The sequence below is a fragment of the Pseudidiomarina terrestris genome, assembly GCF_030466405.1.
In the GTDB taxonomy this organism is placed as follows: Bacteria; Pseudomonadota; Gammaproteobacteria; order Enterobacterales; family Alteromonadaceae; genus Pseudidiomarina; species Pseudidiomarina terrestris.
On sequence record NZ_JAGGJF010000004.1, the window covers coordinates 154,173 to 169,076 of the forward strand.

9 protein-coding genes are annotated in these 14,904 nt (G+C 52.6%); 8 read left to right on the forward strand and 1 reads right to left on the reverse strand.

Annotated elements, in window-relative coordinates:
• Positions 1-8 precede the first annotated feature (8 nt).
• The 3 genes from J6J34_RS09410 to J6J34_RS09420 all read left to right on the forward strand — a co-directional run bounded on the left by J6J34_RS09410 (position 9) and on the right by J6J34_RS09420 (position 3,407).
• Positions 9-1,271, forward strand: coding sequence for a tetratricopeptide repeat protein (locus tag J6J34_RS09410; RefSeq protein ID WP_301834572.1), 1,263 nt, complete (start codon positions 9-11; stop codon positions 1,269-1,271).
• 171 nt (positions 1,272-1,442) lie between these two features.
• Positions 1,443-2,390 carry a porin gene (locus J6J34_RS09415; RefSeq protein WP_301834570.1) on the forward strand — a complete coding sequence of 316 codons (948 nt, stop codon included), beginning with the start codon at positions 1,443-1,445 and terminating at the stop codon, positions 2,388-2,390.
• An 81-nt stretch (positions 2,391-2,471) separates the two neighbouring features.
• Positions 2,472-3,407 carry an AEC family transporter gene (locus tag J6J34_RS09420; RefSeq protein WP_301721452.1) on the forward strand — a complete coding sequence of 312 codons (936 nt, stop codon included), beginning with the start codon at positions 2,472-2,474 and terminating at the stop codon, positions 3,405-3,407.
• Here J6J34_RS09420 and xseA read toward each other — a convergent pair.
• Positions 3,376-4,716: an exodeoxyribonuclease VII large subunit gene (gene xseA, locus J6J34_RS09425; protein ID WP_301774830.1), complete on the reverse strand. Its 1,341-nt coding sequence runs from the start codon at positions 4,714-4,716 to the stop codon at positions 3,376-3,378. The genes J6J34_RS09420 and xseA overlap by 32 nt on opposite strands.
• 97 nt (positions 4,717-4,813) lie before the next feature.
• On the opposite strand from xseA, the gene guaB reads away from it, so the two are divergent.
• The 5 genes from guaB (at position 4,814) to purL (ending at position 14,901) form a co-directional block, all read left to right on the forward strand.
• Positions 4,814-6,283: an IMP dehydrogenase gene (gene guaB, locus J6J34_RS09430; RefSeq protein ID WP_301721450.1), complete on the forward strand. Its 1,470-nt coding sequence runs from the start codon at positions 4,814-4,816 to the stop codon at positions 6,281-6,283.
• Positions 6,284-6,289: 6 nt separating this feature from the next.
• Positions 6,290-7,864 carry a glutamine-hydrolyzing GMP synthase gene (guaA, locus tag J6J34_RS09435; protein ID WP_301721449.1) on the forward strand — a complete coding sequence of 525 codons (1,575 nt, stop codon included), beginning with the start codon at positions 6,290-6,292 and terminating at the stop codon, positions 7,862-7,864.
• 96 nt (positions 7,865-7,960) lie between these two features.
• The gene (locus tag J6J34_RS09440) at positions 7,961-9,256 is read left to right on the forward strand and encodes an NAD(P)/FAD-dependent oxidoreductase (protein WP_301834566.1); all 1,296 of its coding nucleotides are present in this window, start codon (positions 7,961-7,963) and stop codon (positions 9,254-9,256) included.
• Positions 9,257-9,375: 119 nt separating this feature from the next.
• On the forward strand, positions 9,376-10,785 hold the full coding sequence (gene mltF / locus J6J34_RS09445; protein WP_301721447.1) for a membrane-bound lytic murein transglycosylase MltF: 1,410 nt from the start codon (positions 9,376-9,378) through the stop codon (positions 10,783-10,785).
• 219 nt (positions 10,786-11,004) lie between these two features.
• On the forward strand, positions 11,005-14,901 hold the full coding sequence (gene purL, locus J6J34_RS09450; RefSeq protein WP_301834565.1) for a phosphoribosylformylglycinamidine synthase: 3,897 nt from the start codon (positions 11,005-11,007) through the stop codon (positions 14,899-14,901).
• The last annotated feature ends 3 nt before the right edge of the window (positions 14,902-14,904 follow it).

Sequence of the window (14,904 nt, forward strand, 5' to 3'; positions counted from 1 at the left end):
AGAACACAATGCGTCATTTAATCGTTATTATTGTCTGGATTGTCATCAGCCAGTTTGTGCATCAGGCGGCGAGCGCGCAGGACAGCAAACGGGTTCCTGCGTTACGCGAGCAGGTTTACAGTCAGTTAGCGCGGGCTCAGGAACTGGCTGATGCCGGTGACGTGGAGGCTGGCCTGGCAGCGCTCAAAGCGGTCGAAGGTAAGCTCAGTAGTATGAATAGTTACGAGCGCGCCATGCTGTGGAACTTCTATGGTTATATGCATTACGGTAAAGACCGTATCGGCAAAGCGATTACCTACTTCGACAAAGTGGTCAGCGAAGATCCCATTCCGGACGCATTAAAGCAAACGACCTTGTTCAGCCTGGCACAGTTGTCTTTAGGGCAAAACGATTATGCACAAACCCTTGCCTATCTGGACCACTGGCAGCAAGTCACTGGCGAGCAACAGGCAACCAAAGCCGATGTACTGCGGGCGCAGGCACTTTACCAAAAAGGTGATTACGAGCAGGCGCTGACACCGATAAAACGCGCCATCAGCTCCGCTCGGGCAACTAACGAAACCGGTGAGGAAGCCTGGTATGTGCTGCAACGCGCGATCCACTACGAATTAGGCCAGACCGAAGCCGTTGCCGACGTTCTTGAGCAAATGATCAAGCATTTCAATAAACCTGATTACTGGACTCAGTTGGCGGGCGTGTACGGCCAGCTTGGCCGTGACCAGCAGCAGTTAGCCATGCTCGAGGCGGCCTATCAACAGGGGTTTCTAACCCGTGGCCAGGATTTGCAGATGCTGGTGCAAAGCTACTTCTTTGGCGGCGTCCCCTTTAAGGCGGGGCAGGTGATGGAGCAAGCCATCGCCCAAGGTAAACTGGAGGCTGATTTACGGAATTTGAAGTTGCTGGCACAAAGCTGGATTGCGGCCCGGGAAACCGATAAAGCCGTCAACGCCTTAAAGCAAGCTGCTGAATTAAGCATCGATGGTGAACTGGATGCGCAACGTGCGCAGGTGCTGCTCAATGCCGAACGTTATCCGCAAGCCATTGCAGCAGCGGAAACTGCACTGGCGAAAGGTAATCTGGAAAAGCCCGGTACCATGCATTTAGTTATCGGCATGGCTGAACTTGAACAAGAGAACTATAATCCTGCGCTACAGGCTTTCGCGAAAGCAAAAGCATTTGCAGACGCGCGCAAGGCAGCAGGGCAGTGGGAACGCTACGCCACCTCTGAAAAAGAGCAGGCTGAGCGTATTAAGGAATTGCAGTCGTCATAAAAATGACACTGTCGCGACATAAGAGCGACACAGGAACGACATAAAAAAGTTATCGAAACAGCAAAAAACTGTCACATAGTCATGAAACTGTCATAAAGTTGCAATATGCTATGCGCGCTTGAGTGGTAAATCGATCGCTCATACGAACCATAGTTAGCGTAGGTGGACCTTATGACTTTTAAACATGTAGCTTTGATTATGCTTCCGTTCGCTTTGACCAGCACCGCGCTGGCAGCTCAGGAAAGCAACGACGAACCGAAGAGCTCCTTTGATTTTTACGGTAAAGCAAATGTCTCATTGCAGAGCAATGATGATGGCGCCAGTACGGAAACTGAATTAGAGAGCAACGCATCACGTATCGGCGTGAAGGGCGGCACTAAGATCAGTGACGATTTAGAAGTCATTTATCAGCTCGAGTGGCAGGTCGACCTGGCCGACTTAGGTGGTGATGATAACCTCAAATCACGTAATCAGTTTGTCGGACTGCGGGGCAGCTTTGGTGAGCTGACTGTGGGACGGCGCGACACAGTGCTAAAGACGCTGCAGGGCGATCTCGATCAGTTCAGCGATTATGAAGCCGATATCAAAGCGCTGTTTGAAGGTGAAAACCGTACCAGCAATACCATCTCGTATTACTCGCCCAGCTTCCATCACATTCGTGTGGCCGGTAGCGTGGTCTTGAGTGAAGGCGATACCCAGGACGATGGTTACTCGCTGGCAGTCACCTATGGTGACGACGATCTTGATGACACCGGCTATTATTTCGGTGCAGCAATGGATCGCGATGTCGATGGCTATGACATCGAACGGCTGATCGGTTACACCAAGGTTAACTCCACTATGTTCGGCTTAATGTGGCAGCAACAGGAACGGGTTGATGGCACCGCTGAAGCAGATGGTTTCGTTGCCAGTGTTGAACAGCCGTGGGGCCGCTTTAGCTTCAAAGCGCAATATCAAATGATGGACTTTATCGATGGCGATGACGACTCGCTCTCGTTTGGTGTTGACTACAAACTTGCTAAAGGCACCAAAGTCTATACCTGGTATACGGGTCGCGACCTTGACACCATCGAAGCGGAACAGCGTTATATTGCAGTAGGTATTGAACATAAATTCTAGGTCGTAAAACACGACCAAAGTGTGAGTGTTATCCTGGCGCAAAGCTAGGTACACTATCGCCATCATTCATACATCTGAACTATGATGGCGAACTTTATCTTTATTGCTGGCTACGTCGTGATCGGACTTTTGCTGCGCCGTAGCCAGCAGTTTGCGCAAAACACAGGACAAATCCTCAATGCCTACGTTATTTACGTGGCATTGCCCGCCGTGGTTCTGCAAAAAATCCCCTTACTGACGTTTGGTAAAGAGCTGCTCTATCCAGCCCTGATGCCATGGCTATTGCTGGCATTGACGGTACCTGTGGTGCTGGCGCTGGCGCGTTGGCGCGGCTGGTCGAGAACCACCACAGGGGCAATGCTGCTGGTGATCCCCTTAGGCAATACGTCCTTTGTCGGCTTTCCCATGATCGAGGCGTTCTTTGGTCCTGAAGGCATTCCCTATGCGCTGCTTTATGATCAATTAGGCTCGTTTTTTATTTTGTCGATTTATGCCACGGTGATCGCTGCCATCTACAGTCATGCCGAAGGTGATACGGCACAACGCCCTTCGGCCGCCGCTATTGCCTGGCGGATCCTGCGCTTTCCGCCCTTTATCGCGCTGGTTGTGGCACTGCTTCTGCGCGGGGTCACTTACCCTGATACAGTTAAACAATTCATCGACTCGCTGGCCATCACCTTAGTCCCGGTGATCATGGTTGCCGTCGGCTTCCAGCTGCGCTTTCGACTGCCCGCTGAAGACCGTGGCCCGCTGGCCTGGGCACTGGTGCTTAAGCTTGGCGTGACACCGCTGGTCGCACTGCTCATCTTAATAGGTTTTGGATTGGATCAACTGGCGGTGCAGGTGACCATTATGGAGGCGGCGATGCCAGCGATGATCTCTGCCGGTGCACTGGCGATTATGGCAGGGCTGGCACCCACACTATCTGCAGCTGTGGTCGGCTATGGCGTGTTACTTTGTTTTATTACTTTGCCAATCTGGTTTTTTATTCTGCAGTATCTGCAGAAGATTTTTTAGCCCAGAATTCGCCTTCGGCCACTTTTACTGAAAACCGTTCCTCGTCCTGCAACTGCTCCGGATTGCGCACGAGTTCACCCTGTTCGCTGCGTACCACGGCATAGCCGCGGGCAATGGTTTGCAATGGGCTGACGATTTGCAGATTTTGTAACGTCGCAGCATGCTTTTGCTGCCAGAATTTAAGAATCTGCTGAATGGCCTGATTGTTTCGGGCCTGCAGCTGCGCAAAACGTTGCTGCAACGGAGCCAGCTGGCGTTGTGGGTGCAGAGATTGTAACCGCTGTTGGGTGGTGCTGAAACGTTGTTGAGTTTGGCGCTGCAAGCGCTGTAAGGCTGCGCTTGCCCGCGCCGAAAGTTCATCGACGCGCTGACTGTTTTGTTGCAGCCGCCGCTGCGGGTGTTGTTGCTGTAAGCGGTGCTGCCAATGCTGCAGAGTCTGCTGTAAAAAGCTGCGCTGACGTTGCCAGTGCTGTTGTAAACGGTGATCAAGCTGTACCAGTCGCTGCAGGACTTCGCGCTGGTCGCGACTGACCAGCTCAGCGGCAGCGGATGGTGTCGGCGCCCGGACATCAGCAACGTAATCAGCGATAGTAAAATCGACTTCATGGCCGACCGCGCTGATCACGGGAATAGGGCAGCTGTGCAGGGCGTGGGCAAGATGTTCGTCGTTGAAGCACCACAGATCTTCAAGTGAGCCCCCACCGCGACTGAGAAGCAGCACATCGACTTCGTTACGCTGGCAGGCGCGCTGCAGCGCAAATAGCAGCTCGTTTACCGCGCTTTGCCCCTGCACTGAGCTGGGGTAGATAATCACTTCAACACTTGGATCACGCCGTTTCAGCACCGCCAGAATGTCACGAATAGCAGCGCCCGTTGGCGACGTGATCACGCCCACGCGGCGGATTTCGCTGGGGAGGGGCTGCTTATGCTCTGCCGCAAAAAGTCCCTCGGCTTGCAATTTGTGCTTGAGTTGCTCATAACGCTGCTGTAACAACCCGGCCCCGGCATCCTCCATATGCTCGACGATCAGCTGGTAATCACCGCGCGGTTCATAAACGGTCAGCTTGGCCCGCACCAGCACCTGCATGCCATGCTGAGGACGTACTTTGGCGCGTTGGTTGGCGTTACGAAACATGGCCGCCTTAATTTGAGCGCGCTCATCTTTAAGGGTGAAGTACCAATGTCCAGAGCCCGGCGCAGCAAAGTTCGAAATTTCGCCAATTAGCCAAATTGAGCCAAAGCCGCGTTCAAGTACTTGACGTACTTCGGCATTTAACTGGCCAACAGTGAAAATTGCGGCTTTGCTCATGTTATAAACCCGTCCTAAGTGAAAAAATCAGTTTACTGAAAAGCGCTTTACGAGTAAAATCTGCCCGCAACATTAACTCAGCTAGTGGGATGTTGCCATGCTACGAATCGCTCAAGAAGCTCTTACCTTCGACGATGTTTTACTCGTCCCCGGTCATTCGACTGTTTTACCTCATACTGCCGACCTGCGCACGCGTTTAACGCGCGGCATTGAACTTAATATTCCAATGGTCTCTGCGGCCATGGATACGGTGACTGAAGCTGCTCTGGCCATTGCGCTGGCGCAAGAGGGGGGGCTTGGCTTCGTGCATAAGAACATGACCATCTCAGAACAGGCTGCTCACGTACGTAAAGTGAAGAAGTACGAAAGTGGTATGGTTTCTGACCCGGTAACAGTAACACCTGACACGACCCTGGGTGAAATTCGCGCCCTTAACGTCGAACACGGTTTCCATGGCTTCCCGGTAGTTGAAAAGAGCGGTGAGCTGGTGGGAATTATCACTGGTCGTGATGCTCGCGCAGAAAGTGACAACAGTAAACGTGTGGCGACCATTATGACGCCAAAAGAGCGCCTGATCACTGTCACAGAAAGTGCCAAGAGCGAAGAAATTCTTGATTTGATGCATCAACATCGTATCGAGAAAATTCTGGTGGTCGACGACGCGTTCCATCTGCGTGGCATGATTACCCTGAAAGATTTTACCAAAGCCGAAAACAAGCCAAATGCCTGTAAAGACGAACTGGGCCGCTTACGTGTGGGCGCGGCTGTAGGTGTGGGTCCAGGCACAGAAGAGCGCATCGCTGCGCTAGTTGAAGCGGGCGTTGACGTTTTGCTCATCGACACTTCCCACGGCCATTCGCAGGGCGTTATCGATCGCGTAGCTTATGTACGCAAAGAATACCCTGACTTGCAGCTTATTGCCGGTAACGTAGCAACCGGCGCAGGCGCGAAAGCTCTGGCGGACGCGGGTGTCGATGCCGTGAAAGTCGGTATTGGCCCGGGCTCAATTTGTACCACTCGCATCGTTACTGGCTGTGGGGTTCCGCAAATTACCGCGATCAGTGATGCGGTTGACGCCTTGAAGGGAACCGGTATTCCAGTTATCGCTGACGGCGGCATCCGCTTCTCTGGTGACATTGCTAAAGCTATCGCAGCCGGAGCGGATTGTGTCATGGTGGGCAGTATGCTTGCCGGTACGGAAGAGTCGCCAGGTGAAGTTGAACTCTACCAGGGCCGCTACTATAAGTCCTACCGGGGCATGGGTAGCCTGGGTGCCATGGATCAGCGCCATGGTTCATCAGACCGTTACTTCCAGGCCTCAAACGAAGCCGAGAAGTTAGTACCGGAAGGTATTGAAGGTCGGGTTGCTTATAAAGGTCCAATGGCCACCATTATTCACCAACAAATGGGTGGGCTGCGCTCAGCAATGGGCCTGACCGGCTCAGCAAACATTAAAGAGATGCGAACCAAACCGCAATTTGTCCGGGTGACATCTGCAGGTATGGGCGAGTCTCACGTGCACGATGTGCAAATCACCAAAGAAGCTCCTAACTACCGAATGGGTTAAGACAAGATGCAAGATATTCATGCACATCGCATATTAATTTTAGATTTTGGTTCACAGTACACGCAACTGATTGCTCGCCGTATCCGTGAAATCGGTGTTTATTGTGAGTTGTGGGCGTGGGATGTCGATGCTGAAGACATCAAAAACTTTAACCCGAATGGGATTATCCTCTCCGGTGGCCCGGAGTCGGTGACCGAAGCAGACTCTCCACGTGCCCCGGATTATGTGTTTGAGGCGGGGGTACCTGTGCTGGGTATCTGCTATGGCATGCAAACCATGGCAGCGCAGTTAGGTGGTAAAGTACAAGGTTCTCTGGAACGTGAATTTGGCTACGCCCTGGTGGAACGCACTGCACCCAGCCCGCTGTTTCACCATATTGAAGACAGCGTGCATGACAATGGTAATCCAATGCTGGACGTTTGGATGAGCCATGGTGATAAGGTCATCGAATTGCCCGAAGGCTTTAGTATCGTTGCGCAGACCCCAACCTGCCCGATTGCGTCCATGGCTGATGAAGCGCGCGATTTTTATGGCTTACAGTTCCACCCGGAAGTGACGCATACCCGTCAGGGTAAGCGGATGCTTGAGCATTTTGTGGTGGAAATCTGTGAGTGCGAAACCAACTGGACCGCGGCACACATTATTGATGATGCCGTTGCTCGTATTCGCGAGCAGGTGGGCAATGGTAAGGTCGTACTTGGCTTGTCTGGTGGTGTCGACAGTTCCGTCACAGCGATGCTGTTGCACCGGGCCATCGGCGACCAATTAACCTGTGTGTTTGTTGATAATGGCTTGTTACGCTGGAAAGAAGCAGAACAAGTCATGGAAATGTTTGGCGACCACTACGGTTTGAACATTGTGCATGTGGATGCTGAAGACCGTTTCTTAGATGCTTTAGCCGGCGAACATGATCCGGAAGCCAAACGTAAGATTATCGGCCGTGTCTTTATCGAAATCTTTGATGAACAGGCCACCAGCATCAACGACGTTTCCTTTTTGGCGCAGGGCACCATTTACCCAGATGTCATCGAATCTGCGGGCTCGAAAACAGGCAAAGCCCATGTCATCAAGTCGCACCATAACGTCGGCGGTTTACCAGCGGACATGAAGTTAAGCCTGGTTGAACCATTGCGCGAGCTCTTCAAAGATGAGGTTCGTAAAATAGGTCTGGAACTTGGTCTGCCTTACGATATGTTGTATCGCCATCCCTTCCCGGGTCCAGGCCTGGGAGTTCGGGTACTGGCCGAAGTTAAGAAAGAGTACTGCGAGCTGTTACGCCGTGCCGACCATATTTTCATTACAGAGCTGCGCAAAGCTGGTTTGTATCACGAAGTGAGTCAGGCATTTGCCGTGTTTCTGCCGGTACGTTCGGTAGGGGTGATGGGTGATGCCCGCAAATACGACTGGGTTATTGCTATACGGGCTGTCGAAACGATTGATTTCATGACGGCACGTTGGGCTCATTTACCTTATGAGCTGCTGGAAACGGTTTCGAACCGCATCATCAACGAAATCGACGGGATTTCAAGGGTCGTTTACGATATTTCAGGTAAACCACCGGCAACGATCGAATGGGAGTAGATTCATCCTGTTGTGTCTAACCACGGATTGGTTATTGAAAGCCATTGACGCTATTATCGTCAGTGGCTTTTTTAATTTTAAAGGAGCGAAACTCATATGCAGGAGCAAATTGTCATTGTTGGTGGTGGTGCCGGAGGCCTTGAACTGGCGACGATGCTCGGGCGCAAGCTGGGCCGCAGTGAGCAAGCAAAAGTCACCTTGATTGATCGCAACAGTACGCATCTATGGAAACCGTTATTGCATGAAGTAGCTTCGGGCGCGCTGGATTCGCGTATGGAGGAGCTGGATTATAGAGGCCAAAGTGCGCGCTGCGGATTTGAGTTTTTGCTGGGAACACTGGAGTCGGTAGATAAAGATAACAAAACGATTCAGTTAGCTGCGATCCGTGATGATCGTGGCAAAGAAGTCGTTGCTGCACGAAGCCTTTCCTATGATCGCCTGATTCTTGCAATCGGTGGGGTGACTGCGGATTTTGGCACTCCCGGAGTTACAGATCACAGCTATTTCCTGGACTCCTTGCGGCAGGCGGATCGATTCCATGAACACCTGCTGAATGAGTTTTTGCGGGTCAACAAGTCCATCGGAGAAGGTAATGCGACGAAACTTTCACTGGCTATTGTCGGTGGCGGTGCTACCGGCGTTGAGTTAGCAGCAGAGTTGATTCATTCAGTATCACTGCTGTCAATTTATGGCTTGTCTCATCTTGATCGAAAACATTTTGAAGTTTGTTTAGTAGAAGCAAAGCAGCGGCTTTTGCCCGAATTACCGGAGCGTTTGTCGAAACTGGTTGAGAAAAAACTCAGCTCGTTGGGCGTCGAAGTCATGTTGAATAACCCTGTTATAGAGGTAAAAGAAAATACCCTTGTACTCGGTGAAGGTGAGCCTATTCAGGCGGATTTGATCGTCTGGGCGGCTGGGGTACGGGCTCCTGACATTGTAAACGACTGGGGCTTGGAGACGCGGAAAAATAATCAAATTAAAGTGAATCAGTACCTGCAAACCCTATCAGATGAAGCTATCTATGCGTTAGGTGACTGTGCGGCGTGTCCCATTGACGACGCGCGCTGGGTTCCGCCACGCGCACAGTCGGCACACCAAATGGCGAAACGTCTGTATCGGAATATTGTACGAGAATACCAGCTGAAGCCGCCAAAGCGGTTTGTCTATAAAGAACGTGGGTCGCTGGTCTCGTTGAGTCGTTATTCCGCGGTCGGTAATTTTATGCAAAGTAAGAGTTTATCGGTGCCGCTTGAGGGAACTTTGGCACGCTGGGCTTACGCGAGTTTATACCGCCTGCATCAGCGCGTCTTGCATGGCTGGTGGAAAATGTTCCTGTTGCTGCTGGTGGATAAACTGAAGCGTGCGGTAAAACCGCGTTTGAAATTACACTGACGATATACATCAGCAAGGGCTTGAGGCACAATGCCAGACATCTAAATTTTGTTGGTATATCGCCAGGCGATCAGTCGTAACTATTGACTTTATATCTGCAGGTTGGGCACATTGAGCTTATGAATTATTGCAAAGGGTTTCTGACCCTGCTGGCATTAGTGCTACTGGCCGGCTGCGCGCCACAACCGCAGCCTGATCACCTTACCCAAATCCGAGAACGTGGTGTTCTTCGGGTCGGCACCCTGTTAGGACCGACCACCTACTATCACGAATTCGAGAGTGAGGGCGGTCTTGAGTACGCGCTTGCCGCAACCTTCGCTGAACAGCTCGACGTCGAGCTCGAGATCGTCTCCCGCTACAATATCAAAGACCTGTTTGGCTTACTCGATCGCGGCCAGGTCGATGTGGTGGCCGCCGGGCTGGATCGCACTCCCCGTAGGGACCGCAATTATCGCTTTGGACCTCCATATCAGGAAGTCGCGCAGCGACTGGTCTATCGCCAGGGCTCACGGACCCGTCCGCGGGACTGGAGCCAGGTCGATGGCGAGGTGGTGGTCGTCGCTGGTAGCAGTCACCATGATTGGTTACGCCGCAACAGCGAACGCTTTCCTGAACTGCGCTGGCGGGCAACCAATGAGCACGATGCCACGGAGTTATTACGGGCCGTCATAGACGGCGAAATTGCATTTACCATCGCGGACAGCAATATTCTGGATATGCAAAGGCGCTACTTCCCGAATATCAGTGTTGCCTTCACCGTGCGGGATAACCTGGATGTCAGCTGGATGTTAGGTCCCGGGCGTGATGCCTCCCTCTATGCCGAAGTGATTCAGTTTTTTGGTGATCTGCGTCAGTCAGGTGAACTGGATCGTTTGGTGGATCAGCACTTTGGCCACGTCTCACAATTTAACTATGTGGATACCAGTCTGTTCATCGATGCGGTGCAAACCACACTGCCCAAATATCGCGATTTCTTTGTCGAGCACTCAGGGCAGTTGGACTGGCGCCTGCTCGCTGCTATTTCCTATCAGGAAAGTCTGTGGAATCCGCGCGCCGTTTCCGCAACGGGCGTGCGTGGGCTGATGATGTTGACCCTGCCGACCGCCGAGGAGATGGGCGTAAGTAGCCGTTTGAATCCGGAAGAGAGTATTCGCGGCGGCGCTCGTTATTTCGAACGCATGTTAGGGACTATTCCCGCACGAATCCCTGAGCCTGACCGTACCTGGTTTGCCTTAGCATCCTATAACATTGGCTATGGCCACCTGGAAGATGCGCGCGTCTTAACCGAACGCCAAGGTGGGGATCCGGATCGCTGGATTGATGTGCGAAAACGACTACCCTTATTGAGACAGAAAAAATATTATCGACAAACACGCTTTGGTTTTGCGCGTGGTGATGAACCGGTGCGATATGTAGGGAACATTCGTCGCTATTACGACACTCTGGTTTGGTTGGATGAACGCGGACGTATTCCAGCTCAGCCCCTGGAGATCTCACTGCCGATTGGTAGCGGAGACGAGGTAAACTGATGCGCACAAAAAAACGACTGGTCCCACATGCCCGGCGCCGGGCTTGGTTACGCAAGCGCACGCATCTAAAAAATGAACGACGCCAGAAATGGTTTCGTTTATGTGAGAAAGAAGATTAACTTGCAGTCGAACGCGGTAGTTTAGCAAGCAAAAAAAGACTATAATACGCGTCCTCAAAAGTCGGTGAAAACCATCCACTGCCAACCTGGAGAACGACCTGTGGAGATAGTACGCGGCGCCCCAGCCTTATCTGAATTTCGAACGGAAAAATTATTGCAACGGTTACATCAGGCGGATGTTCCGGCGCAGGATGTGTATGCCGAGTACGTACACTTTGTTGATGTTACCGCTTCTTTATCAGATGACGAGCAGCAGGTCCTAAAAAAGCTGCTGACCTATGGTCCAGCACTTGCCCAACACCTTCCGGCAGGAGCTCTGCTCGCCGTTGTGCCGCGGGTAGGAACCATTTCTCCCTGGTCGTCAAAAGCGACCGACATTGCACACAATTGTGGACTGGACAAAATCCGTCGGCTCGAGCGTGGCATGGTTTATTATCTTGAAGGCGAGCTAGATGAAGAACAGCTCCAACGCGCGAGTGCTGTGCTACATGATCGCATGACCGAGATGGTATTACGGGATCTGGACGAAGCGGACGCACTGTTCGCTGCCGCCACCCCTGAGCCGCTGACCTCAGTCGATATTCTTGCCGGTGGCCGTGAAGCGTTGCAACGCGCCAATATTGATATGGGCTTAGCCCTCGCCGACGATGAAATAGACTATTTGTTCGATAGTTTTAATAGCTTAGGGCGTAATCCTAACGACATCGAACTTTATATGTTTGCGCAGGCGAATTCCGAGCACTGCCGTCATAAAATCTTTAATGCCGACTGGACCATCGACGGTAAAGAGCAGTTAAAGTCGCTGTTCAAGATGATTAAAAATACCTTTGAGGTGACCCCTGATAACGTGTTGTCCGCGTACAAGGATAATGCTGCGGTCATGGTCGGCTCAGAAGCCGGACGCTTTTTCCCGTATCCGGCAGGCTCGCAGGCAGCAGGTGAGTACAGCTACTTCCACGAGCCCATCCATATCTTAATGAAAGTTGAAACCCACAATCACCCAACGGCAATTTCTCCGTTCCCTGGTGCGGCGACGGGCTCCGGCGGTGAGATCCGTGATGAAGGCGCAACGGGCCGCGGTTCTAAACCTAAAGCTGGTTTGGTGGGCTTCAGCGTCTCCAACCTACGTATTCCGGGCTTTGAACAACCCTGGGAAGAAGATTTTGGCAAGCCTGATCGTATTGTCACCGCGCTGGAGATCATGCTGGAAGGGCCACTGGGCGGTGCTGCATTTAACAACGAATTTGGTCGCCCGGCGTTGACCGGTTATTTCCGTACCTATGAAGAACGCGTTGAAAGCCATAACGGTGCTGAAGTCCGTGGTTACCATAAACCGATCATGATCGCCGGTGGTATGGGGAATATCCGTGAGAGTCACGTCGAGAAGGGCGAGATTCCTGTAGGTGCCAAGCTGGTTGTACTCGGTGGGCCTGCCATGAACATAGGCCTGGGCGGCGGCGCAGCATCGTCAATGGCGTCGGGCAGTTCCAGCGAAGATCTCGATTTTGCCTCGGTACAGCGTGATAACCCAGAGATGGAGCGCCGCTGTCAGGAAGTCATCGACCGCTGCTGGCAGTTGGGCGACAAGAACCCGATTGCCTTTATCCATGACGTCGGCGCCGGTGGTCTTTCCAATGCCATGCCGGAACTGGTCAGCGATGGCGGCCGTGGGGGCAAATTCGAATTACGCGAAATACCCAACGATGAGCCGGGTATGTCGCCACTTGCGATATGGTGTAATGAGTCGCAAGAACGGTATGTTATGGCGATTGCCGCAGATCGGATGACCACTTTTGCCGAGATTTGTGAACGTGAGCGCGCACCTTTTGCGGTGATAGGCGAAGCGACAGAGGAAGAGCATTTAACCTTAACCGATCGCCACTTTGAAAACACCCCGATCGATTTGCCGCTCAATGTACTTCTGGGTAAGGCACCGAAGATGCACCGCGATGTGCAACGTAAGCAGGTTGCCGGAGAAGCGTTGCAAACAGGGGCTATCGATATTGCTGAGGCAGCAGAACGTCTGCTTAGACTGCCGGCGATTGCCGAGAAAACCTTTTTGATTACCATCGGTGATCGCAGTGTGACCGGGCTGGTGGCGCGCGATCAGATGGTAGGTCCATGGCAGATTCCTGTTGCTGATGTTGCAGTTACCGCAGCAAGCTACGACACTTATGCCGGTGAAGCGATGGCAATGGGTGAGCGAACGCCATTAGCGCTATTAGATTATGCCGCATCGGCGCGAATTGCGGTGGGTGAGGCACTAACAAATATTGCCGCTGCCGATATCGGTGACCTTAAACACATTAAACTCTCTGCGAACTGGATGGCCGCCGCAGGTCATCCTGGTGAAGACGCTGGTTTATACGAAGCAGTGAAAGCAGTGGGCGAAGAGTTGTGCCCGGAGCTGGGTATCACCATCCCGGTGGGTAAAGACTCCATGTCGATGAAAACCCAGTGGCAAGACGACGGTGAAACCAAAGCGGTCACCGCGCCGTTGAGCCTGGTGATTACTGCCTTCGGACGGGTGCATGACGTACGTCGTACGGTCACTCCACAGCTGCGCACGGATAAGGGCGATACACGCTTAGTGCTGATTGATTTAGGCATGGGCAAGGCTCGTTTAGGGGGCTCGGCTATTGCACAGGTTTACCGTCAGCTTGGCGATGTAACCCCTGATGTCGATTGTGCAGAGCACTTAAAAGGTTTCTTTAACGTCACGCAACAGCTGGTTCGTGATAAAAAATTACTGGCCTATCACGATCGCTCAGATGGTGGCTTGTTCGTGACTGTTGCTGAGATGGCATTCGCCGGGAACTGTGCAGCGCACATTCGTCTTGATGAGGTTCATGCAGACGATCTGGCGGCGCTTTACAGCGAAGAACTGGGCGCGGTGATACAGGTGCGCAGCGACGATGTCGAAAAAGTCGTAGCCGCTTATACCGATGCAGGTCTGGGTGATGCAGTCAAAGTGATAGGTGAGGCCGCCGTAGGCGATGAAGTCAGCTTTAAGCGCGACGGTGACATGGTTCTTAATGGTACCCGTAGCCATTTCCGTAAGATCTGGGCTGAAACCACTCATAAAATGCAGCGTCTGCGTGATAACCCCGCCTGTGCCGATGAGGAATTTGCAGCGAAGCAAGCAGCGGATGACACTGGGCTTTTCGCTGACCTTTCTTTTGACGCCAGTGAGGACGTTGCCGCGCCTTACATTAACACTGGACGTGATCCGGTCGTCGCTATCCTACGGGAGCAAGGCGTGAATTCCCACGTCGAGATGGCAGCTGCGTTTGATCGTGCCGGATTCGCCGCCATTGACGTGCACATGAGCGATATCCTTGCCGGCCGCATAAGCCTTGATAAGTTTAACGGACTTGTTGCCTGCGGTGGCTTCTCGTACGGTGATGTACTTGGAGCTGGTGAAGGCTGGGCGAAATCAATCCTGTTCAACAGCCGGGCGCGCGATGAATTTGCGGCCTTCTTTGAGAAGCAAAAGACCTTTGCGCTGGGTATTTGTAATGGCTGTCAGATGCTCTCGAACTTGCGCGAGCTGATTCCGGGAGCTGATCCTTGGCCGCACTTCGTGACCAACCGCTCGGAGCGGTTTGAAGCACGCGTGAGCATGGTTGAGATCCAGGATAGCCCGTCGTTATTCTTCAACGGTATGCAAGGCTCAAAAATGCCCATCGCAGTGTCTCATGGCGAAGGTCGCGCGGAATTTAAAGGGTCAAACCTGGCGACTGTTACTGAGCAGGGGCTGGTCGCGGTGCGCTATATTACCAACAAAGGTGGCATCGCCATGGATTATCCGGCAAACCCGAACGGCTCGCCCGAAGGGATCACCGGACTGACTACGCCGGACGGTCGCGTATCTATTATGATGCCGCACCCGGAACGCGTCTTCCGTACTGTTGCCAATAGCTGGCACCCTGATGAATGGGGCGAAGACAGTCCGTGGATGCGCATGTTCAGAAACGCGCGCGTCTATCTTGGCTAACGT

What these genes read in the sequence shown, in the direction of transcription:
- J6J34_RS09410 (WP_301834572.1), top strand. Translation starts at nt 9, where the DNA reads ATGCGTCATTTAATCGTTATTATTGTCTGGATTGTCATCAGCCAGTTT.
- J6J34_RS09415 (WP_301834570.1), top strand. Translation starts at nt 1,443, where the DNA reads ATGACTTTTAAACATGTAGCTTTGATTATGCTTCCGTTCGCTTTGACC.
- J6J34_RS09420 (WP_301721452.1), top strand. Translation starts at nt 2,472, where the DNA reads ATGATGGCGAACTTTATCTTTATTGCTGGCTACGTCGTGATCGGACTT.
- xseA (WP_301774830.1), bottom strand. Translation starts at nt 4,716, where the DNA reads ATGAGCAAAGCCGCAATTTTCACTGTTGGCCAGTTAAATGCCGAAGTA.
- guaB (WP_301721450.1), top strand. Translation starts at nt 4,814, where the DNA reads ATGCTACGAATCGCTCAAGAAGCTCTTACCTTCGACGATGTTTTACTC.
- guaA (WP_301721449.1), top strand. Translation starts at nt 6,290, where the DNA reads ATGCAAGATATTCATGCACATCGCATATTAATTTTAGATTTTGGTTCA.
- J6J34_RS09440 (WP_301834566.1), top strand. Translation starts at nt 7,961, where the DNA reads ATGCAGGAGCAAATTGTCATTGTTGGTGGTGGTGCCGGAGGCCTTGAA.
- mltF (WP_301721447.1), top strand. Translation starts at nt 9,376, where the DNA reads ATGAATTATTGCAAAGGGTTTCTGACCCTGCTGGCATTAGTGCTACTG.